This window comes from Streptomyces angustmyceticus (assembly GCF_019933235.1).
In the GTDB taxonomy this organism is placed as follows: domain Bacteria; phylum Actinomycetota; class Actinomycetes; order Streptomycetales; family Streptomycetaceae; genus Streptomyces; species Streptomyces angustmyceticus.
Genome location: NZ_CP082945.1, coordinates 6,368,153 through 6,387,660, shown reverse-complemented (window position 1 = coordinate 6,387,660; position 19,508 = coordinate 6,368,153). Strand labels below are relative to the sequence as shown.

General features: G+C 73.6%; 16 protein-coding genes. 10 read left to right on the top strand and 6 right to left on the bottom strand.

All coding sequences use genetic code 11. From position 1 onward, the window contains the following. Nucleotides 1–211 precede the first annotated feature (211 nt). Nucleotides 212–979: a class I SAM-dependent methyltransferase gene (locus K7396_RS28480; RefSeq protein ID WP_086720857.1), complete on the bottom strand. Its 768-nt coding sequence runs from the start codon at nucleotides 977–979 to the stop codon at nucleotides 212–214. 196 nt (nucleotides 980–1,175) lie between these two features. Between K7396_RS28480 and K7396_RS28475 the strand changes: the two genes are divergently transcribed. The 3 genes from K7396_RS28475 to K7396_RS28465 all read left to right on the top strand — a co-directional run bounded on the left by K7396_RS28475 (nucleotide 1,176) and on the right by K7396_RS28465 (nucleotide 6,037). Beyond that, entirely contained in the window at nucleotides 1,176–3,695 is a 2,520-nt protein-coding gene (locus K7396_RS28475; protein WP_152105030.1) for a SpoIIE family protein phosphatase, read from the top strand. Nucleotides 3,696–4,123: 428 nt separating this feature from the next. Continuing rightward, nucleotides 4,124–5,134, top strand: coding sequence for a lytic polysaccharide monooxygenase auxiliary activity family 9 protein (locus K7396_RS28470; RefSeq protein WP_086718923.1), 1,011 nt, complete (start codon nucleotides 4,124–4,126; stop codon nucleotides 5,132–5,134). A gap of 315 nt (nucleotides 5,135–5,449) precedes the next feature. Next, nucleotides 5,450–6,037, top strand: coding sequence for a TetR/AcrR family transcriptional regulator (locus tag K7396_RS28465; RefSeq protein ID WP_086718922.1), 588 nt, complete (start codon nucleotides 5,450–5,452; stop codon nucleotides 6,035–6,037). 67 nt (nucleotides 6,038–6,104) lie between these two features. Here K7396_RS28465 and K7396_RS28460 read toward each other — a convergent pair whose 3' ends face one another. Then, the gene (locus K7396_RS28460; protein WP_086718921.1) at nucleotides 6,105–6,959 is read right to left on the bottom strand and encodes an esterase/lipase family protein; all 855 of its coding nucleotides are present in this window, start codon (nucleotides 6,957–6,959) and stop codon (nucleotides 6,105–6,107) included. A 334-nt stretch (nucleotides 6,960–7,293) separates the two neighbouring features. On the opposite strand from K7396_RS28460, the gene K7396_RS28455 reads away from it, so the two are divergent. Next, nucleotides 7,294–7,950, top strand: a complete 657-nt coding sequence (locus K7396_RS28455) for a pyridoxamine 5'-phosphate oxidase family protein (RefSeq protein WP_086718920.1) — start codon at nucleotides 7,294–7,296, stop codon at nucleotides 7,948–7,950. A 32-nt stretch (nucleotides 7,951–7,982) separates the two neighbouring features. On the opposite strand, the gene K7396_RS28450 is transcribed toward K7396_RS28455, so the two are convergent. Together K7396_RS28450 and K7396_RS28445 are read right to left on the bottom strand one after the other, a co-directional pair. Beyond that, a complete protein-coding gene (locus tag K7396_RS28450) occupies nucleotides 7,983–9,089 on the bottom strand; it encodes a DNA polymerase Y family protein (RefSeq protein WP_086718924.1) in 1,107 nt (368 codons plus the stop codon). Continuing rightward, nucleotides 9,086–12,667: a DNA polymerase III subunit alpha gene (locus K7396_RS28445; protein WP_152105029.1), complete on the bottom strand. Its 3,582-nt coding sequence runs from the start codon at nucleotides 12,665–12,667 to the stop codon at nucleotides 9,086–9,088. The genes K7396_RS28450 and K7396_RS28445 overlap by 4 nt, the downstream gene beginning before the upstream one ends. Nucleotides 12,668–12,911: 244 nt before the next feature. Between K7396_RS28445 and K7396_RS28440 the strand changes: the two genes are divergently transcribed. The 3 genes from K7396_RS28440 to K7396_RS28430 all read left to right on the top strand — a co-directional run bounded on the left by K7396_RS28440 (nucleotide 12,912) and on the right by K7396_RS28430 (nucleotide 14,687). After that, entirely contained in the window at nucleotides 12,912–13,946 is a 1,035-nt protein-coding gene (locus tag K7396_RS28440; RefSeq protein WP_086719213.1) for a DUF3533 domain-containing protein, read from the top strand. After that, nucleotides 13,943–14,266, top strand: coding sequence for a hypothetical protein (locus K7396_RS28435; RefSeq protein ID WP_086719214.1), 324 nt, complete (start codon nucleotides 13,943–13,945; stop codon nucleotides 14,264–14,266). The genes K7396_RS28440 and K7396_RS28435 overlap by 4 nt, the downstream gene beginning before the upstream one ends. Nucleotides 14,267–14,471: 205 nt before the next feature. Then, entirely contained in the window at nucleotides 14,472–14,687 is a 216-nt protein-coding gene (locus K7396_RS28430; RefSeq protein ID WP_086719215.1) for a tautomerase family protein, read from the top strand. 151 nt (nucleotides 14,688–14,838) lie between these two features. Here the strand turns inward: K7396_RS28430 and K7396_RS28425 are convergent, their stop codons facing one another. After that, nucleotides 14,839–15,258, bottom strand: coding sequence for an ATP-binding protein (locus tag K7396_RS28425; RefSeq protein WP_086719216.1), 420 nt, complete (start codon nucleotides 15,256–15,258; stop codon nucleotides 14,839–14,841). A 325-nt stretch (nucleotides 15,259–15,583) separates the two neighbouring features. On the opposite strand from K7396_RS28425, the gene K7396_RS28420 reads away from it, so the two are divergent. After that, nucleotides 15,584–16,750, top strand: a complete 1,167-nt coding sequence (locus tag K7396_RS28420) for a helix-turn-helix domain-containing protein (RefSeq protein ID WP_086719217.1) — start codon at nucleotides 15,584–15,586, stop codon at nucleotides 16,748–16,750. After that, complete coding sequence (locus tag K7396_RS28415; protein ID WP_223660224.1) at nucleotides 16,747–17,487, top strand: 5-formyltetrahydrofolate cyclo-ligase; 741 nt, start codon at nucleotides 16,747–16,749, stop codon at nucleotides 17,485–17,487. The genes K7396_RS28420 and K7396_RS28415 overlap by 4 nt, the downstream gene beginning before the upstream one ends. A gap of 174 nt (nucleotides 17,488–17,661) precedes the next feature. On the opposite strand, the gene K7396_RS28410 is transcribed toward K7396_RS28415, so the two are convergent. After that, nucleotides 17,662–18,432: an SDR family NAD(P)-dependent oxidoreductase gene (locus tag K7396_RS28410; RefSeq protein ID WP_152105028.1), complete on the bottom strand. Its 771-nt coding sequence runs from the start codon at nucleotides 18,430–18,432 to the stop codon at nucleotides 17,662–17,664. Nucleotides 18,433–18,539: 107 nt separating this feature from the next. Between K7396_RS28410 and K7396_RS28405 the strand changes: the two genes are divergently transcribed. After that, the gene (locus tag K7396_RS28405) at nucleotides 18,540–19,235 is read left to right on the top strand and encodes a TetR/AcrR family transcriptional regulator (protein ID WP_152105027.1); all 696 of its coding nucleotides are present in this window, start codon (nucleotides 18,540–18,542) and stop codon (nucleotides 19,233–19,235) included. Nucleotides 19,236–19,508 lie beyond the last annotated feature (273 nt).

The window sequence follows — 19,508 nt, the reverse complement described above, 5'->3', positions numbered from 1 at the left end:
CGCGCGGTCACCGTAAGCCCAAGTAATTGCATGTGCCACTTAAACCGTCGGCGAGCGTCCGGAACGCGCCAGGGCCGCCCCACGGCGCGGGAAAGCGGCGGCACAGCGCACGCCAGGCAGGGGGAAAGGGGCGGTAAAGCGGGGGGCGCGCGGTGAAGCGGCGCCCCCTCACCAGCCGGGCCGCGCCCCGCTCACCCGCCGGGCCGCGCCCTCACCCGCCGGGCCGCGTCCCGTCGAGGGAGACCGCGCGGGAGGGGGCGGACGGGGCGTGGACGTCGACCACTTCGGTGTGCCGGCGCGGGAGCTCGGCGATCAGCACATACCGCTCGTCGTTCACCTCACCGCCCCACAGCGCCCGGTCGTGCGCGAGCTGCTCGACGTACGCCCGCGCGGCCAACGGCCGGATCAGGGCGGTGAGTTCACCGGCCGGGATGCCGATCGGGTCGGCCTCGCCCCAGCGGCCCTCGACCAGCACCAGCCGGCCGCCCGGACGGAGCAGGGCGGCCCAACGGCGCAGCGCGGCCGCGGGATCGGGCAGCGCCCACAGGACATGACGCACCAGCACGACGTCGAACCGCCGCTCCCCCACGGGCGGTTCGGCGGCGTCCCCGGCCAGGAACGCCGCGTCCCGGCCCGCGAGCTTGCCGCGCGCCCGCTCGATCATGCCCGGTGAGCGGTCGACGCCCGTGACCCGGTGGCCCTGCTCGGCGGCGAGCAGCGCCAGGCTTCCCGTGCCGCAGCCCAGGTCGAGGACGGCGGCGGGGGCCGAGGGGAGCCAGGAGCGCAGCCGGGCGGCCCAGGCGGAGCGGACCGCGGGGTCGCGCAGGCCGTGGTCCGGCTCGTCGTCGAAGGAGGCGGCGGCCGCTTCCCAGTAGGCGGCGTCGGCGGTCGGCAGGGCCGATCCCCCCTGGCCGGCACGGGGGTTGGCGGGTCGGTCGGCGGGCTGCGGTGCAGGGTCGGCGGGCGCGTCGGTGCTCATGTACCGAGGGTCTCAGCGACCACTGACAACGGCCGCGGGGACGCCGGGGCGCCGGGTGCCGGACGGCCCGTGGGGCGGCTCCGGGAAGAGCCCCGGGCAGGGGGAGGGAGTACCGTGGTAAGGGCCGGTCGGATGCGGCGGCGCCGCCCCGGACAGAGCGTCTGCCGCATGGTGGGACCGGCATTGGACCGGCCAGATGAGTGCTTCCCAGAGCAGCCGTCTCTCCGGAGACGGGGTCTTCGACCTCACACGGACGGCCGTGGTGATGGCCGATCGCGCGGGGGTGGCGCGGGGCTGGACCGCGGGCGCCGAGCGGCTCCTGGGCTACGGGGTCTCCGAGGCCGTCGGCAGGCCGCTGACGGACCTCTTCGCGGTGGTGGGCGCGGGCCCGGGGCCTGACAGCAGGTGGACCGACCGGCTGGCGTCGGCGACCGGCTGGAGCGGGCTGGAGGCCGTGCGCCACAAGGACGGGCACCGCCTGGACCTGGAGTTCCGGGTGCTGCCGGTGCTGGACGGCCGAAAGGGCTTCTCGCGGCTCGTCCTTGCCGCGGAGCTGACACAGACCCCCTGGTCAGGGGCGAGCCGGTCGTTTCTGGAGGGCATTCTCGGCATGTCGCCGATCGGCGTGGCCATGGTGAACGCCGATCTGCAGTTCATCTGGCTGAACGACTCCCTGGAGCAGATGGGCGGCACCAGCCGCGAGCAGCGCCTCGGCAAGCGCCTGGGCGAGGTGCAGCCGGGCCTGGCCGTGAAGGCCATCGAGGAGGAGATGCGCCGGGTGCTGCGCACCGGCACCCCCTCCGTCGGCTACGAGTACCTGGGGCGCCCGCAGTCCGATCCACAGCGCGAGCACGCCTACTCCACGTCGTTCTTCCGCATGGAGGACGAGGCGGGCCAGGTGCTCGGCATCTGCTACATGGTCCTCGACGTCACGGAAAGTTACCGGGCGCGGCAGCGGATGACACTGCTGAACAAGGCCGGTGAACGCATCGGCAGCTCGCTGGACGTCTGGCGGACCGCGCAGGAACTCGCCGAGGCCGCGGTCCCGGACCTCGCCGACTTCGTCACCGTCGACCTGCTCGACGCGCTGCTCTCCGGGGAGGAGGCGGCACCCGGGGAACTCGACGCGGCGGATCTGCTCGCCATGCGCCGTGCGGGGCAGCAGTCCGTGCGCGAGGGCTGCCCCGAGGCGGTGATCACCGTCGGGGAACCGACCGCCTATCCCCCGTCGGCGCCCGTCGTGCGCAGCCTCACCGAGGGCGACTCCACGCTGCTCCAGTCACTCGACCTCGCCGACGGCGGCTGGGCGGCCGAGGGCCCGGTCCGGGCCGCACACCTGCGGTCCCTGGGCTTCCACTCGCTGATGGTGGTGCCGCTGCGGGCGCGGGGCGTCTTCCTGGGGGCGGCCGCGTTCTCCCGCTGGCAGGCCACCGGGCCGTTCCAGCCCGACGACCTGGTGCTCGCCGAGGAATTCGTCGCCCGCGCGGCGATCTCCATCGACAACGCCCGCCGCTACACCCGCGAGCACAACGCGGCCCTGACCCTCCAGCACAGCCTGCTGCCGCGCGATCTGCCCGAGCAGTGCGCGGTGGAGGCCGCCTGCCGCTATCTGCCGGCCGATTCGCTGAGCGGGGTCGGCGGCGACTGGTTCGACGTGATCCCGCTGTCCGGGGCGCGGGTCGCGCTGGTGGTCGGTGACGTGGTGGGCCACGGGATGCACGCCGCGGCCACGATGGGGCGGCTGCGCGCCGCGGTGCAGGCACTCGCGGACCTGGACCTGTCCCCGGAAGAAGTGCTGGCGCACCTGGACGACATGCTCAACCGGGTCGCCCACGACGCGAACGCCGACGACGGGGTCATCGGGGCCACCTGCCTGTACGCCGTCTACGACCCCGTCAGCTGCCGCTGCACCCTGGCCCGCGCCGGCCACCCCGCGCCGCTGCTCGTCGGCCCCGACGGCGCGGGCGAGCTGCTGGACCTGCCGACCGGCCCGCCGCTGGGACTGGGCGGCATGCCCTTCGAATCCGTCGAACTGCCGCTGCCGGAGGGCAGTCTGCTGGCGCTGTACACCAACGGGCTGCTGCTGGGGAAGGCCCTCGACCTCGACGGGGGCATCACCCGGCTCCGCCGTGCGCTGGCCGATCCCGGGGCTCCGCTGGAGGACCTCTGCGACACGGTGATCGGCGGCCTGCCGGGCGGCCGGCCGGTCGACGACGTGGCGCTGCTGCTGGCCCGCACCCGGGCGCTGCCCCGGTCGCAGCTGGCCACCTGGGAGATCCCCGCCGATCCGTCCGCGGTCGGCGAGGCCCGCAGGACCGCGGCCGGGCGGCTGCGGGAGTGGGGTCTGGAGGACCTCGGCTTCTCCACCGAACTGATCGTCAGCGAGCTGGTCACCAACGCCATCCGGCACGCCACGGGCCCCATCGGCCTGCGGATGATCCGGGCACGGGACCTGATCTGCGAGGTCTCCGACGCCAGCAGCACCACACCGCACCTGCGCCACGCCCGGACCACCGACGAGGGCGGCCGGGGCCTGTTCCTCATCGCCCGGTACGCCCAGCGCTGGGGCACCCGCTACACCGCCCACGGAAAGATCATCTGGGCCGAACTCCCCCTCGCCGCCGCCCCCGAGGCCGAACCGTCGAACGACCTGGACACCCTCCTCGAAGACCTCGGCGGCGACCCGGCCGACTTCACCGGCGCCGAGGACAACTGACGTCCATCTCAACGGCCTTGGGCCACCGCACGACTCCCGATCGCCGTCGCCCGCCCTCCCCCGCCCGGCATCTCCCCGCCCCGCCAACGGACTTGAGCCCACGGCCCGGCCCCGCCGCCGGCGGTGCACGACGGGCGGGCCGGCCCACGAAGGCGGCCGGCAGAGCGCCCCGGCACGCCCCGTGCCCGTTTCCTCCCCGCCTGCCTGTGCCCCCGCTTAGCCGCTCCTTAAGCCCGCCATAAAGATCCTCCGCAACCGCCCTTCGGCGGCAAATGCGCTGTTCAGCGGGGCTAGCGTGCTTCTCGTGAGGCGGCGCTGCGGGCCGTCGGCGCCGCCACCGGGGGAGGCGCCGCGGGCCGTGTTCCGACCCCCCACCGCTGTGCCGCCTCACGCCCCGCTCGACGCAACGACTGAAGGAGACCCCCACGATGACCGCTCGTCGCAAGGCCACCGGGATCGCACTGGCCGGCATCGGCCCGCTCGTGCTGACCGTGCTCACCGCGAGCCCGGCCGCCGCGCACGGTTCGATGACGGACCCGGTCAGCCGGGTGTCGGCCTGTTTCGCGGAGGGGCCGGAGAGCCCGAAGTCCGCGGCGTGCAAGGCGGCCGTCCAGGCCGGCGGCACCCAGGCCCTCTACGACTGGAACGGCGTACGGGACGGCGAGGCCGGCGGCAAGTCCACGTCCCGCATCCCGGACGGCAAGCTGTGCAGCGCCAACAACCCCGAGTACAAGGGCCTCGACCTGCCCCGTGCCGACTGGCCCTCGTCCGCGATGCGGGCGGGGAAGCACACCTTCCACTACAAGGCCACCGCGCCCCACAAGGGGTACTTCGAGCTGTACCTCACCAAGAGCGGCTACAACCCGGCCAAGCCGCTGAAGTGGTCCGACCTGGAGTCGAAGCCGTTCGCGAAGGTCACCGACCCGAAGCTCGTCAACGGGGAGTACATCTTCGACGGGAAGGTGCCGGCGCGGTCCGGGCGCCACCTGATCTACAGCATCTGGCAGCGGTCGGACAGCGCGGAGGCGTTCTACACCTGCTCGGACGTGGTCTTCGGGAAGGGTGCCAAGAACGCCGCCACGAAGTCCGCGCCCACCGCCTCGGCGCCGACCGACCGTCAGGTCGCGGCGGCCGCCGGAAAGTCGTCGATGGACATGAGCCGGCACCACCACGGCGGCAGTGGGACGGGCGCCCACACCGACGCCGTCGCGCCGGGACACACCGGTTCGGTCACGGCGGCGGACGCCCCCGCGAAGACCGACGGCAACGCCGCGCGGCAGCAGGGCGGCGGCAAGCCGGTCGACGGACAGCAGCTGGCGGAGACCGGTGGCGACAGCTCCACCACCCCGCTGGCCATCGGCGGCGGCGCCGTCCTGGCCCTGGGCGCCGGGGTGCTGTTCACCACCGGCCGCCGCCGGGCCGCCCGGCACCGCGGCTGAGCCCCGCGCCCGGGCCGCCCGGGAAGCGACGCCGCCCCCTTCCGTCAGCCGGGGGCGGCGTCACCCTGTCTCCGGCCGCCGCGCCGGTGCCGCCGGCACGCCGCACTCCCCTGTGGTGCGGCGTGCGCGCGGGCACCCGGCCGGCGGCCGGCCTCACCCGGACGGCGGTACCGCCCGCCGGGCCACGGCGGGGCCGGGGCGGGCGGGGCGAGGGTGGTACGGCACGGCAGGGTGCGTCCCCGCGTCCCTCCCGCGCCCGCCGGCACCTCGTTCTAGAGGAACATCTCCAATATAGTGGAGAGTACCCTCTAGAACATGGCCAGGCCACCCCGCTTCGACACCTCGAAGCTCCTCGACGCAGCCGTGCGCCTGGCGGCCGAGTCCGGCCCCTCGGGCGTCACCATGTCCGCGGTCGCGGCGGCCGTCGGCGCACCCAGCGGCTCGCTCTACCACCGCTTCACCGGCCGTACGGCGCTGCTCGCCGAGGTGTGGCTGCGTACCGTCGAGGGCTTCCAGGAGGGCTACTTCGAGGCCCTGGAGTCGTCGGACGACCCGCGCACCGGGGGCCGGGCGGCCGCCCGGCACATCGTGGCGTGGAGCCGCGCGCACCCGGCGGAGGCCGCGCTGCTGCTGTACGGGGCCGGGGAGTTCGGGCGGGAGGACTGGTCCGACGCGCACCTGCTCCGCGCGGAGGAGGGGAACATCCGGGTCCGCGCGGCGGTGGCGGCGCTCGCGGGGGCCCTGGGGGTGCACGGCAGGGCCGGCCTGGACCGGGTGACGCTCGCCGTCATCGACCTCCCGCTGTCCGTGGTGCGCCGCCATCTGCGCGGCGGCATCCCCCTGCCCGAGTACGCCGAGGACCTGGCGGAACAGTGCACCGACGCCCTGCTGGCCGGCGGCTGACGGCGGCGGCCCGGCCCGGAGGCGCACGGTCCGGCCCCCGCGCGGGCGGGGGCCGGAGCGCTCCCTATCAGCCCGACACGCAGGTGGTCGGGGTGGCGTGCGCCGGGTCGAGGGCGTTGGCCGTCTCGTGGAAGGCGACGCGGTCGGCGAGGCCGACGGCCACATGCTCGGAGAGGTCGAGGGCGCACAGGTCCTGGAGCACGACGTTGTGCACGTCGGGGCCGCTGAGGAACTGCGTCCGGTAGGGGGTGACGACCTCGTCGTACTTGCTCGCGATCACGGTGTAGTGCACCCCGGGGACGGTGTCGCCGCCCTCGTTGAGGCGGTTGAGGATCTCCGAGCCGGCGATCTGGTCGGTCAGTCCCGGCGTCGCCCGGTCGAGGTACTGCTTGGCGCCGGGGAAGTAGGGCAGCAGGCGGGTCAGCCCGTCCAGGTCGGTGCCGTGGTTGTCGGGAGCCAGCCCGACCAGCGTGTTCACCTTGCCCGCGCCGCCGTGGAACTTCATGTACACCCGCGGCATCATGCCGCCCTGCGAGTGGCCGACGATGTCGACCTTCGAGGTGCCGGTGGCGGCCAGCACCCGGTCGACGTAGTCGGCGAGCTGCTGGGCGGAGGCGTCTATCGGCCCCAGCCCGTGGAAGAACGGGACGCCCGGCAGCTGCCCGTAGTCCAGGGAGAAGACGCAGTAGCCGCGGGCCACCAAGTAGGGCGCGAGGCCGAGCCAGTTGTCGACGGCGTTGCCCAGGGTGCCGTGCACCAGGACCACCGGGCGCGGGTGGTCGGCGGACGGCTTGCAGGAGTAGTTGTTCCAGCCGCTGCGGATGGTGGGGGCATCAGCGGCGGCTGGGGCGGTGGCGGTGAGACCGAGGGCCAGGGCGAGGGCGGGCAGCAGGGTCAGCGTTCTTGACCAGCGCAGCTTCATACGATGCTCCTTGCGGGGTGAGGGGACTCCGAAGTGCTCGGTGAGCCGTTCACGCGATCCGGATCGCAAGGGCCAACGCAGTTGACTGGCAAGTAAGTTACGGCCGCGTAAGCAGCGAGTGCCAGCGGCGTGACGGTGAAGGAAACCGCACACGACCCTCACCGGACGTCCGGGGGCAAAGCGCCAAGGGTGTGCCGGTGCCCCGGGTCCCCTGCGGCACGGCTGCCGGGGGCCGGTGCCGTCCCGTACAGTCGGCAACGCCTTGACCAGTGACATCACCGCCGACGGCGTCTTGACCAACGACCGCGGCACGGAGGACAGGAGGGGGACACCGATGACACCGAGCAAGAGCGCGGGGGCCGCGGATCCGACCGGGATGGTGGAGATTTCGTCGGAGGAGGAGCTGCGCGAGCTGATCGGGGAGCCCAGCTCCCACGCCGCGAACAAGACCCGCCACCGGCTGCACGACCTGGACCGCCGGTGGCTGGCCCGCTCACCGTTCTGTGTGATCGCCACCGCGGACGCGCAGGGCCGGTGCGATGTCTCGCCCAAGGGCGACCCGGCGGGCTTCACCGCCGTCCTGGACGACACCACCCTGGTGATCCCGGACCGGCCCGGCAACAAGCGCCTGGACGGCATGCGGAACATCCTCGGCAATCCGCACGTCGGGCTGGAGTACTTCCTCCCGGGGCGCGGTGACACCCTGCGGATCAACGGCCGCGCCCGGCTGCTGCGCGACGCCCCGTTCTTCGACGAGCTGACCGTGAAGGGCAACCGCCCGCGACTGGCGCTGCTGGTGGAGGTCGAGGAGGTCTTCTACCACTGCTCCAAGGCGTTCCTGCGCTCGGAGCTGTGGAATCCGGAGACCTGGCAGCCCGACGCCCTGCCGTCGCGGGCCCGGATCGTCAAGGGCGTCGAACTCCAGGACATGCCGCTGGAGGAACTGGAGCGGCACTACGGCCCCACGTACGCACAGAAGCTCTACGGCTGAGGCGCCGGGGCGCGCGCCCGGGCAACTGTCGCCTACGGCCGGGCGGTCCCGGGCCCGAAGGGCTTGGTGCCCGGGGGCGGGGGCGTACGGCCGGGCGGGCCGAGGGCCGCCGCGGGGCGTACGCTCCCGGTGCCGAAGCGCGCTCGGGCCCGGTCGACGGCCGCCTCGATGCGGTGCGCCCTGTCGTCGGACGGGTCGAAGGTCAGCTGCCGCGCGGCGAGTTCGGCCCGGCACAGGTCCTCCGCGCGCAGCGCCACGGACCGCACCCGCGCCCGCTGCAGCCCGAGCGCGGCGTGCAGCGCGTAGGCCGCCCCGGTCAGCGCGGGCCCGTGCGCGGTCGGCCCGTCGAGCCGGCGGGTGCGGGTCGTGGTGGAGCGGTCGGCGTAGCGGACGGTGAGGGTGAGCGCACGGGCCACCTGTCCGCTCGCGCGCATCCGGGCGCCGAGGTCGTCGGCGAGCGAGAGCAGTGCCCTGCGGCGCCTGGCCGGGTCCAGCTCGTCGTGGGCGAAGCGGTGTTCCGCGCCCATCGAGCGGGCCGCGGCGTTGGGCGTCACCGGCGTCGGGTCGATGCCGCGGGCCCGCTCGTACACGATCCGGCCGGTCTTCGCGCCGAGGATCCGCTGCAGGGTCGCGGGCGGTGCGGCGGCGATCCGGCCGACGCTGTCGAGGCCGTACGCGCACAGGGCGCGGGCGGTGGCCGGGCCGACGCCGTGCAGTGCCGAGGCCGGGCGGCGGTCGAGGAACGCGGCGACCGCTCCGGCGCCGCCGGGGGCGGACCGGATCTCCCCGGGCGCGGCCCGGCCGGCCGCCATCCGGGCGAGCAGCGGGTTGGCGCCGATCCCGATCGTGCACCGTACGCCGTACCAGGCCAGGGCGCGCAGCCGCACCAGTTCGGCGATGCCCGCCGCGTCCCGGTCGAAGTAGCGCAGCGCGCCGCGCACATCGGCCAGCACGGCGTCCGGCGGAAGCGCCTCGACCACCGGGGTGAACTGCGCCAGGAGCCGCAGCAGTTGCTCGAACTCCCCGGCGCTCACGGGGGTGTCGCCGGCGGCCCGGAAGCGGATGTGGAGCAGGCCCGGCTGCCGCGGGGCGCCGGACGGCTCCGGCGGTGCGGCGGGCGGCCCCGGCGCGGGGGTCATCCCGCGCTCCCCGGGCTGGCGTGCCACAACTTGCGTCCGGTGGCGGCGCGTTCGCCCGCGGGCTGGAGGTCGGCCCACGGGTGCAGCTCGTAGCCGGTCTCCAGCCGGAGGGTGCGGCCCGGCCCGTCCCGCCCGTCGTCCGTCCCGGCCGCCGGCTCGTGCCGCCCCTCCTGCCGCTCCGGCTTCTCCGGTGCCGTGGCGAGCCGGGCGGCGACCGCCTCCAGCCCGCCCTCGCGGCGGAGTTCGGCCAGCTCGGCGAGGTTCCAGGCGGCGGCGCCGACCACGCTGAGGCTGCGCGGCCCGCGCCGCTGGACCGTACCGCGCACCAGCAGCAGCCAGGAGTGGAAGACGGTGTGCGCGCACGCCTCGTGGGAATCGTCGAAGAAGGCGCAGTCGACCAGGCCCGTGCTGTCGTCGAGCGTGGTGAAGACGACCCGGCGGCCGGAGCGGATCGGCGGTGTCTGCGTGGCCGCCTTGGCCCCGGCGACCAGCACCGTCTCGCCGTGCCGGGCGCCGCGCAGCAGCCGGGCCGGCAGGGCGCCCAGCTCGGCGAGGAACTCCCGGTGGTCGGCCATCAGATGGCGGGAGGCGTCCATGCCGAGGACGCCCAGCTCGGCGCTGAGCCGTTCGACGTCGCCGAGGTCGGGCAGCCCCGCCGGCTCGACCGCGTCGACCGGCTCGCCCCGCTCCGCGCCCGCCCCGTCGAGGGCCCCGGACGGCAGCGTCAACTGGCCGGTGGACGCCTGCCGTCCGTGGCGGTGCAGCTCGGCGACGTACAGCAGCAGATCCCGCCGGTTCGCGCCGAAGGCGTCCAACGCGCCGACCCGGGCGAGGCGTTCGGCCACCGGGCGGCTCGGCCTGGCCCGCTGCCACAGGTCCTGCAGCGAGCGGTAGGGCTGCCCGACCTCGATCCGCCGCGCCTCGGCCTCGCTCATGCCGTGCACATCGCAGAGCGCGAGCCGCAGCCCCCAGAGCGCGCCGGAACGGGGCCCGCCACCATGCGAACCGGACACCAGTTCGATCCGATGAGCGACCGCCGACCGGTTCACGTCCAGCGGCAGCACCGGCACCCCGCGCCGCCGCGCGTCCGCGAGCAGCAGCCGCTTCGGGTACATCCCGGGGTCGTGGGTGAGCAGCCCGGCGTAGAAGGCCGCGGGGTGGTGCGCCTTGAGCCAGGCGGACTGGTAGGTGGGCACCGCGAAGGCCACCGCGTGCGCCTTGCAGAAGCCGTACGAGCCGAACGCCTCGACGATCTCCCAGGTGCGCGCGACGACGTCGGGCGCATAGCCGCGCCGCTCGGCGCACCGGGCGAACCAGGCGCGGAGCCTGCCCTGCTGCTCGGGGTGCGACAGGGCCCGCCGCTTCTCGTCCGCCTCGTCCCGTGCGCAGCCCGTCATGATCCGCAGCAGCTCGATGACCTGCTCGTGGAACACCACCACCCCGTAGGTCTCGCGCAGCGGCTCCGCCAGGTCCGGGTGCGGATGGCGGACGGGCCTGCGGCCGTGCCTGGCCTCGATGAAGGGCCGCACCATGTCGGCGGCGACCGGGCCCGGCCGGAAGAGGGAGATGTCGACGACCAGGTCGTGGAAGGTGGCGGGCTGCAGTCTGCCGACCAGGTCGCGCTGGCCCGGCGACTCGATCTGGAAGCAGCCGAGGGTCTCGGTCGAACGGATCAGGTCGTAGGTCGCCTCGTCGCCGGGCGGCACCTGCGCGGGGTCGTCGAGGTCGATCCGGCGCCCGGTGGCCCGGCCGATCTCGGCGACCGCGTGCGCCATCGCGGACTGCATCCGTACGCCCAGCACATCGAGCTTGAGCAGCCCCAGGTCCTCCACGTCCTCCTTGTCGAACTGGGACATGGCGAGGGGAGCGCTTCCCGTGCCCTCGAGGCGGTGGGGGATCTCGGTGCTGGTGGGCACGACCGGCGTGCGGTCCAGCAGGGTGGCGTCGGAGAGCAGCACCCCGCACGGGTGCATGGCGATCCCGCGCGGCAGCGCGTCCAGCGCCTCGACCAGCGGCCACAGCCGCTCCCCGCCGGCCTCCCGGATCCCGCGCAGCTCCGGCAGCTCGGCCAGCGCCGCCCGGGCGTCGCCGGCGCGGATGTGCGGGAAGGACTTGGCGAGGCGGTCCACCCGTGCCGGGTCCATGCCCAGGGCGGCGCCCACGTCCCGTACGGCGTGCCGGACGCGGTAGGTCTCGGGCATCGAGACGGTGGCGACCCGCTCGGCGCCGAAGCGGTCGAAGATCGCGCGGTAGACCTCCAGCCGGCGGGCGGACTCGACGTCGATGTCGATGTCCGGCAGCGCCGCCCGCCGCTCGGACAAGAAGCGCTCCATCAGCAGCCCGTGCTCGACCGGGTCGGCGTGGGCGATGCCGAGGAGGTGGTTGACCAGGGAGCCGGCGCCGGACCCGCGGGCCGCGACCCGGATGCCCATCCCCTTGACGTCGTCCACGACCTGAGCGACCGTCAGGAAGTACGAGGGGTAGCCGAGCCGTTCGATCGTGCGCAGCTCGTCGTGCAGCCGCACCCAGCGCGCGCGGTCGCGGTCGTAGCCGCGCAGCACCATCGCGGCGGCGCAGCGCGAGCGCAGCACCCGGGCGGCGGTGCGCCGGCCCGCGCCGACCAGCCGCGGCTCGGGGAAGTGGACCCGGCCGAGCCCGATGTCGTCCTGCGGGTCGACCAGGCACGCGCCGGCGGTCTCCTCGGTCATGGTGAGCAGCCGGTGGGCCAGGGCGCGGCGGAATCCGGCCGCCTCGGCGACCCGCTCGGCGGTGTGGCGCATGGCGGCGGCGTCCTTGAGCCAGCGCTCGCCGCCGTCCCGGGCCTCGGGCCGGTGCCGGTCCACCGGCACCAGGCGGCGGGCGGAGTCCAGGATGTCGGCGACCGGCCCCTGGCCGGGGTCGGCGTAGCGGACCGCGTTGGTCAGCACGGCGTGGACGCCCTGGTCGACGGCGAAGCCGAGGGTGCGGGCGGCCAGCCGCGGGGAGCCGGGGCCGCTGCCGGGCCGCCCGTGGTCGACGACTTCCAGGCGCAGCGCCTGACCGCACCGCTCGCGCCAGGGGGCGAGCAGCCGGGCGGCGCGGTCCGGGCGCCCGGCGGCCAGCGCCCGGCCGATCTCGGAGTCCGGCCCGAGCAGCACGGTCAGCCCGCCCGCGGCGGATTCCAGGGCGCTCCACGGGAGGACGGGCTGCTCCCCCCGCCCGGCGTGGGCGGCGGAGACCAGCCGGCACAGGGCGGCCCAGCCGGCCGCGCCGTCGCGGGCCAGGAAGACGGCGCGGGCGGCGGACTCGTCACGGAAGGCGCCGCCGCGCACCGGGGTGCGGCGGCGCGTGGCGGCAGCGTGGGGCGCGGGGTCCGACTCCCGCTCCGCCACGGCGAGTTCGGCGCCGAACAGCGGGCGGATACCGGCCTCGGCGGCGGCCTTGGCGAACCGTACGGCCCCGGAGAGCCCGTCCCGGTCGGTCAGCGCGAGGGCGTCCATCCCGCGTTCGGCGGCACGCTCGGCGAGCCGCTCCGGATGGGAGGCGCCGTAGCGCAGGGAGAACCCCGAAGCGGTGTGCAGATGCGTGAACCCGGGCATCCGCACCTCCTGCGCCTCATCCGCCCCCCGGCTGACTCTGTGTCCCTCGTTCCTCCCCTCCACCATAACCCGCCATCGAACATTCGTACGAAGACCTGCCCGGGGAGCCCCGCCCGCCTCCCGCTCGCCATCCGCCGATCGGCCCCGCCCGATCTGCGCACCCCCACCGCCAAACGGAAGATAACGGAGCAAAAGCACCCAGCGCGCCGGACCGGCAGCCGGCAGCGTGACGAGGAGCGACCGCATGGCCACGACGGACGACGGCACCCGCACCACCTTCCTCCGGGAGGTGCGGAGCGCGGTGACGCCCCATGCCTCGCTGCTGGTGCTCGGCGTGCTGGGCCTGATGATCGCGTTCATCACGTCGTACACCGGCGCCTTCCACCACCCCCGGCCCACCGATGTGCCGTTCGGCGTGGTCGCCCCGGCCCAGGCCCGCGGGCAGCTGGTGGGCAAGCTGAGCCGGCTGCCCGGCTCCCCCCTGGACCCGCGCGCGGTGCCCTCCGAACGGGCCGCGCGGGCCCGGCTCGCCGACCGGACCCTCGACGGCGTGCTGATCGTCGACCCGCGCGGCCGCACCGACCGGCTCCTGGTGGCCAGTGGCGGCGGGGCCTCCCTCGCCCAGGCGGTCGAACTGGTCGTCCGCTCGGCGGAGAAGGCCGAGCGCCGCACCGTGCGCACCGTGGACGTGATCCCCGCGGACCCGGGCGACAGCCGCAGCCTGTCGTCCTTCTACCTCGTCGTCGGCTGGTGCGTCGGCGGCTACCTGTGCGCCGCGATCCTCGCGATCAGCGCCGGGGCGCGCCCCTCCAACGGGCACCGGGCGGTCATCCGGCTGGCCGCGCTCGCCCTGTACGCGCTCGCCGCCGGACTGGCGGGCACACTCATCGTCGGGCCCGTCCTGGACGCACTGCCCGGCACGTTCTTCGGCCTGTGGGGCCTGGGCGCGCTGGTCGTCTTCGCCGTCGGCGCCACCACCCTGGCCTGCCAGGCCCTGCTGGGCATCATCGGCATCGGCCTGGCGATCCTGCTGATCGTCATCCTCGGCAACCCCAGCGCGGGCGGCGCCTACCCCTACCCGATGCTGCCCCCGTTCTGGCGCGCCCTCGGCCCCGCCCTCCCCCCGGGCGCCGGCACCTGGGCCGCGCGCTCCCTCGCCTACTTCCGCGGCAACGCGCTCACCGGCCCGCTCCTGGTGCTGTCCGCCTGGGCGGCGGGCGGCACCGTCATCACCCTGGCACGTTCGATCCTCCGCACGAAGGACGGGAACCCCTCATGACCCTCTCCGCCAACCGACTGTCCGACCCCGCGGTACGAGCCCTGGTCACGGCCCTCAACGACAACGACGAGCAGGCGTTCTTCGACGCCCTCACCCCCGACGCCACCATGTCCGACGACGGCTCCGACCGGGACCTGCGCGAATGGTGCGACCGGGAGATCTTCGCGACACGGGGACACATCGACGTCCGGTCCGAGTCCCACCAGGGCCTCTCCCTGGTCGCGGACTACCGCAACGACACCTGGGGCGAAATGCGCACCCGCTGGCGCTTCACGGTGGAAAACGGAAAGGTGAGCCGCTTCGAAACCGGACAGGCGTGAGGGGGTCGATCTGCGACACTGGGAGAAACACGCCGGCGTGCGCAGCGGTGGGCATCGGCGTCACGGCCCGACGGTGAACCGGGCCGGATCGACGACGGCCGGGAGCCGATGACCAGGGCCGTTCAGGCAGGCCCCGAGAGGCGTTCGAACCTGGCGCCACGAGCGGCATGACGGCCGGATCTCACCATCACGTGGGAGGCATCCGATGCCCTTCATCGACATCAAGGTGATCGCCGGGGTATTCACCCCCGAGGAAAAGCAGAAGATGGTCGAAGACGTCTCCGAGGCGTTGATCGCCATCGAGGGCGAGGCACTGCGACCGGTGACACATGTCGTGATCACCGAGACCCCCAGCGGCGCATGGGCCATCGGCGGCAAGGCCCTGACCGCCGAGGACGTCCAGACCAAGCGGGCCGGCTAGCACCGGGGCTTCTTCGAATCCCTACGGCCGCCGGGCAGCAGCACACCCGTTGAAATCCCTCTTCGCTCATTCAAGGCGACTCGCTCCGCTCACCGCGCGCAGATCCTGCCCCCGGGAAGGCCCACGGTGGAAGCCGGGGCCTCAGGGTCGATCAGCATGGCACGGGATTGCGCACGGACACAGGCGCGGGCAACTTGAACGCGGCCCAGACGGCCTTGCCGAGCCCCTTGCGAGGCGCGATACCCCAGTCGTCGGCAAGGGCATTGACAAGGAAGAGGCCACGCCCGGCCTCGTCATCGTCTGCCGGGGCTTGCAGCCGAGGTGGGCTGTCGCCCGCGTCGTGCACTTCGATACGCAAGAGCATCTCGTTGACAATCACGCGCACGAGGATGAGGTGACCAGCAGGGCTGCCGTGCCGCACCGCGTTGGTGACCAGCTCGGACACACAGACCGTGATGTCGTCGATCCGGTGGCCGAGTTGTTCGGCGGGGAGTGCGGCTCGGACGAAGGCGCGCGCCTTGCCGACGGACGTGGCCGAACGGTTGAAGCGGAGTTCACTCTGTTCGTCCATGCGTCCTGGTCTCCTCCCTGCTGTGACGACGTCGCCGGAAGGAGAGGCACCGGGCAGGCAGGGCACCGGCAGGAGCCGGCGATGCTGCCCCGCGCCCCGGTCCACTTCGTAGATCCTCAGCAACGGGTCTCCTTGACGATCGTTGGCAGAAGCGATGGCAGATCGAGCGGTGCGATCTGCTGAAGCAGCCCCACGGAACCGCTCCCAGGCAGGCGGAACCAGAGCAGAATTGGGGCGAGGACGGGGCATCACTGGGGCACACCTGGGACCGACCTGGGATGCCGCTTCGCCATCGAGGCCGAAGACAACCGGGGAGAGTTGACCCATGGCGGTGAAGAGGCACGACCTTGTTCGATGTCGACGTGCTCTGGGATTCACCCAGGAGACCCTTGCCGAGGCTCTCGGGGTTGAGCGCTCCACGGTTCGTCGCTGGGAGTCAGGCGATTCGAGCCCGCTCCCGTTCCAAAGGCCCCGCCTGGCACGACTCCTCCAAGTGGGCACCAAGGAGTTGGAAGACCTGCTGACGGTGGCGCCGGCGACGACGTCCAGGAGCACGGAGCGCGTCGGCTATGCGCTGCGACGTCCGTCGGGAGTCGACCTGATCGTGGCAGCGGAGCTGCGCTCCGAGATGGAAAGCCTCACGATCCGCTATGACGCCGTTGCCTCGGCGACGCTCCTCGCTGAGGCCGGGCAGCAGCTCAACAAGGTGGCCTTCCTCGCCGACGAGGCCCCGGCCGGACGCGTGCAGCGTGAACTGCGTTCGCTCCAAGCCGACGCGGCTACGCTGATGGGCCAGTTGATCTGGGACACGTCGCAGCGGCGAGACCATGAGTCAGCCCGCGCCTACTACGCACAGAGCCTGGAGGTGGCACGCCATCTCCGTGATCGCGCAACCGAGGGGCATGCCCTGCTCCGCACCTCCTATGTCGCCTTGTACGGGGCGAACGACCACCGCCAGGGCCTCGAACTAGCGCTCCAAGCAGCTCAGACCACCCGGAAGGCGAGCCATGCCCTGACGGGTCTGGCTCTGCTGCACGCTGCGGAGGCCCACGCCTTCCTCGGCGAAGACAGCAAATGCGAGCGCGCCCTGTTCGGAGCCGAGAAGCACCTCGAACGCTCCGACGGGACGGACGCGGCCCATGAACTGTTCACCCCGACACACTTCGGTCGCCTCGCCGGCTCCTGCTGCCTGTCTCTCGGGAGGTTCGACAAGGCGCAGCAGTTCTTACAGGACACCGCATCGCGCATGCAGGGGCGCCGCAAGTCGCGCGCGATCGTCCTGGGCAACCTCACTCTCACCGCGATCCGCCGAGGTGACCTCGACGACGCGCTCGTCGTGTTCAACGATGCCGTTGACGAACTGCAGGGAACGCGCGGAGGTGGTGGAATGAACATCGTCTTCCGTGCCGCGCGCGAACTCCGTCCCTGGCGAGCTGAGATCGCGGTACAGGAGGCCCAGGATCGCCTGTTGGCGCTGATGGAGGCGGCATGAACGACGAGCAGATGTCCACGGACCTGGACCGCGAGAAGCAACGAGTGCGCGAGCGCGTGTGGGCCGTCCTGGACGCCAACTGCGCCAGCCACGACGTCACCACGCACGGTCGCATCCCGAACTTCGTCGGATCACAGGAAGCAGCCGCCAGGCTCGGCGAGCTGCCCGCCTGGAAGCACGCGTGGGTGATCAAGTCCGTACCCGACAAGGCTCAGCTCCCCGTGCGCGCGCTCGCGTTGTCCGAAGGCAAGACCGTCTTCATGGCGGTGCCCAAGCTCGCCGACCCCCACCCGTTCTACCTGCTGGACCCCACGGCGCTCACGATCCCGCCAACCGAAGCCGCCTCCAGTCGGGTTGCTGCCGGCGTCGCCCCCAAAGTGGGGGTGGACGCCCTCCAGCCGGTGGACATGGTGGTGCTGGGCAGCGTCGCCGTGAATCGAGCCGGGGTGCGCATCGGCAAGGGCGCCGGCTACTCCGACCTGGAGTTCGCGTTCCTCACCGAGGCCGGGCTCATCGGCGAACACACCGTCGTCGTCACCACCGTGCACGAGCTGCAAGTCCTCGACGAGGCCATGCCGGCGACCGAGCACGACGTCGGCGTCGATGTGATCGTGACGCCAAGTGAGGTCATCACCTGCCGGTCGCCACATCGTCCCTCCGGGCTGATGTGGGAGCACCTGGACGCGCGGAAGATCGCCTCCATCCCCGTCCTGGCGGCACGAGCCCCGGGGCACTGAAGTCCGGTGGTCCCTGCGGAGTCAGGGCAAGGCAGTCCGCCCGACTGGGGTCGAGCAGTCGGAACAGTGACTCGCCCCCGCGCGGCCGTGGGGCACTCGGCCCGCCCGTAGGAGCCACCAGCCCGTAGTCGTGCTCCCCAGGGCAGCCCCGGCCGGACACCCGCTCCCCGTGCCTCACATATGCGTGCCGCCGTCGATGCGGATCTCGGTGCCGGTGATGAAGGCGCCGTCGTGCGAGGCGAGCATCGCGATGACGCCCGCGACCGTGTCGGGGCTTGCGAAGCCCTCGCCGAGGGCCGGGAAGAGCTTGTCGAAGAGGCCCGTGTCGGCGTCTTCGGGCAGGCCGGGGACGGGACCGCTGGTCATGCCGCTGTCGATGGAGCCCGGGGCCACGCACACCGCGCGCAGGCCCTGCTTGGCGTACTCGGCGGCGATGGCGTGCGTCATGGACTGGATGCCGCCCTTGCTGGCCGCGTACGCCGACATGTACGGGTGCGCGAACGAGGCGGAGGTGGAGCTGAAGTTGACCACCACGGGGTTCCGGCCCGCCAGCAGCGCGGGCAGCGCCTCCCGGATCATCAGGAAGGTGCCGGTCAGGTTGACCGAGATGACCCGCTGGAACTCCTCCAGGCCGGTCAGGTGGGTGTGCGAGGAGCGCAGGATGCCGGCCGCGTTGACCAGGACGTCGAGGCCGCCGAGACCGGAGACCGCGGCGGCGACGGTGGCGCGGACCGATGCCTCGTCGGCCACGTCGAGCACCGTGGTCTCCAGCCGCCCGGCGCTGCCGTCCGCGGCCGCGCGCTCGGCGGTGCCGCGCAGACCCGCCTCGTCGATGTCCGCCGCCACCACCCGGCCGCCCTCGGCGAGGATCCGGTGGGTGGTGGCCCGGCCGATGCCCGAGCCGGCTCCGGTGATCAGGGTGCGGCGGCCGTCAAAGCGGTTCATGGTCCAGCTCCGTTCTCAAGGTAACGCGCACGGTATGCCGATCTGGCACAGTGTGCCAATTTCGCGTGCCGTGCCGAAATCGGCAGGGACCTCCGTAAGCTGGCGCCATGCCCACCGCCGCCCGCCCCGCCGCACTCCCCCGCCCCTCGCTGACCGAGCGGCGCAAGGCCGCGACCCAGCGGGAGATCGCCCGCACCGCGGCCGCCCTGTTCACGGAGCGCGGCGCCGCCGTCACCGCCGACGAGATCGCCCGCGCCGCCGGGGTCGCGCTGCGCACCTTCTACCGCTACTTCCGCACCAAGGAGGAGGCGGTGGTACCGCTGCTCGCCGACGGGGTGCGGCAGTGGGTCGACGACCTGGCCACCGCCGCGCCCGGCCCGGACGCGCCCTCCGTGCGCGAGGTGCTGGAGCGGACGGCCCGCCGGTCACTGACGCCCGCCGACGAGCCGGCCGCCGAGGCGCTGCGCTGGACCCGCGGGCTGCTGCGGGCGATGCCGGGCGATCCGGCGCTGCGCACGGTCTGGCACCGGGTGCACCACGACGCCGAGGAGGCACTGGTGCCGGTCCTGGCGCGGCTGGCCGGCGCACCGCCGCTGGAGGTACGGCTGGCCGCGGCCGCCGCGAACACCGCGATGCGGATCGCGGTGGAGGAGTGGGCGACGGGCGACGGGGCGCCGGACGACGACGGGCCGGAGGGCCCCGCCGCGCTGGTGGCCCGGTGCCTGCGGGCGCTGACGGCCGGGCTGCCACAGCTGGACGGGGCGGCGGGGGACAGCGCCGGGCCCCAACCCGGACCCGCGTGATGGCCCGTCGGCTCCGAAGGTCCGCATGACGGCCGCCCTCCGGGCCTCCGTGTGACGGCCGCCCCCGACACGTACTCGGCGACCGCCCCGGAACTCACGGCCCGTACACACAACGACCCCACGCCGCGCCCGACTTCGCGACGGCAAAGCAAAGAACGGGCGGCGGTAAGGCGAGCAGCGAGTGGCCGGTTCTTACCGCGTCGGGCGCCTCGGGCAGCACGGAGGGCCCCTCCGCCCCTCCTCTTCAGCCAATCGACGGAGATCGAAACCCTC

Excerpts from the sequence above, each read along its gene's own strand:
- K7396_RS28435 (WP_086719214.1), top strand. The coding sequence starts at position 13,943 with ATGACCCTCTCCGCCAACCGACTGTCCGACCCCGCGGTACGAGCCCTG.
- K7396_RS28455 (WP_086718920.1), top strand. The coding sequence starts at position 7,294 with ATGACACCGAGCAAGAGCGCGGGGGCCGCGGATCCGACCGGGATGGTG.
- K7396_RS28430 (WP_086719215.1), top strand. The coding sequence starts at position 14,472 with ATGCCCTTCATCGACATCAAGGTGATCGCCGGGGTATTCACCCCCGAG.
- K7396_RS28480 (WP_086720857.1), bottom strand. The coding sequence starts at position 979 with ATGAGCACCGACGCGCCCGCCGACCCTGCACCGCAGCCCGCCGACCGA.
- K7396_RS28470 (WP_086718923.1), top strand. The coding sequence starts at position 4,124 with ATGACCGCTCGTCGCAAGGCCACCGGGATCGCACTGGCCGGCATCGGC.
- K7396_RS28415 (WP_223660224.1), top strand. The coding sequence starts at position 16,747 with ATGAACGACGAGCAGATGTCCACGGACCTGGACCGCGAGAAGCAACGA.
- K7396_RS28420 (WP_086719217.1), top strand. The coding sequence starts at position 15,584 with ATGGCGGTGAAGAGGCACGACCTTGTTCGATGTCGACGTGCTCTGGGA.
- K7396_RS28410 (WP_152105028.1), bottom strand. The coding sequence starts at position 18,432 with ATGAACCGCTTTGACGGCCGCCGCACCCTGATCACCGGAGCCGGCTCG.
- K7396_RS28465 (WP_086718922.1), top strand. The coding sequence starts at position 5,450 with ATGGCCAGGCCACCCCGCTTCGACACCTCGAAGCTCCTCGACGCAGCC.
- K7396_RS28460 (WP_086718921.1), bottom strand. The coding sequence starts at position 6,959 with ATGAAGCTGCGCTGGTCAAGAACGCTGACCCTGCTGCCCGCCCTCGCC.
- K7396_RS28475 (WP_152105030.1), top strand. The coding sequence starts at position 1,176 with ATGAGTGCTTCCCAGAGCAGCCGTCTCTCCGGAGACGGGGTCTTCGAC.
- K7396_RS28445 (WP_152105029.1), bottom strand. The coding sequence starts at position 12,667 with ATGCCCGGGTTCACGCATCTGCACACCGCTTCGGGGTTCTCCCTGCGC.
- K7396_RS28405 (WP_152105027.1), top strand. The coding sequence starts at position 18,540 with ATGCCCACCGCCGCCCGCCCCGCCGCACTCCCCCGCCCCTCGCTGACC.
- K7396_RS28425 (WP_086719216.1), bottom strand. The coding sequence starts at position 15,258 with ATGGACGAACAGAGTGAACTCCGCTTCAACCGTTCGGCCACGTCCGTC.
- K7396_RS28440 (WP_086719213.1), top strand. The coding sequence starts at position 12,912 with ATGGCCACGACGGACGACGGCACCCGCACCACCTTCCTCCGGGAGGTG.
- K7396_RS28450 (WP_086718924.1), bottom strand. The coding sequence starts at position 9,089 with ATGACCCCCGCGCCGGGGCCGCCCGCCGCACCGCCGGAGCCGTCCGGC.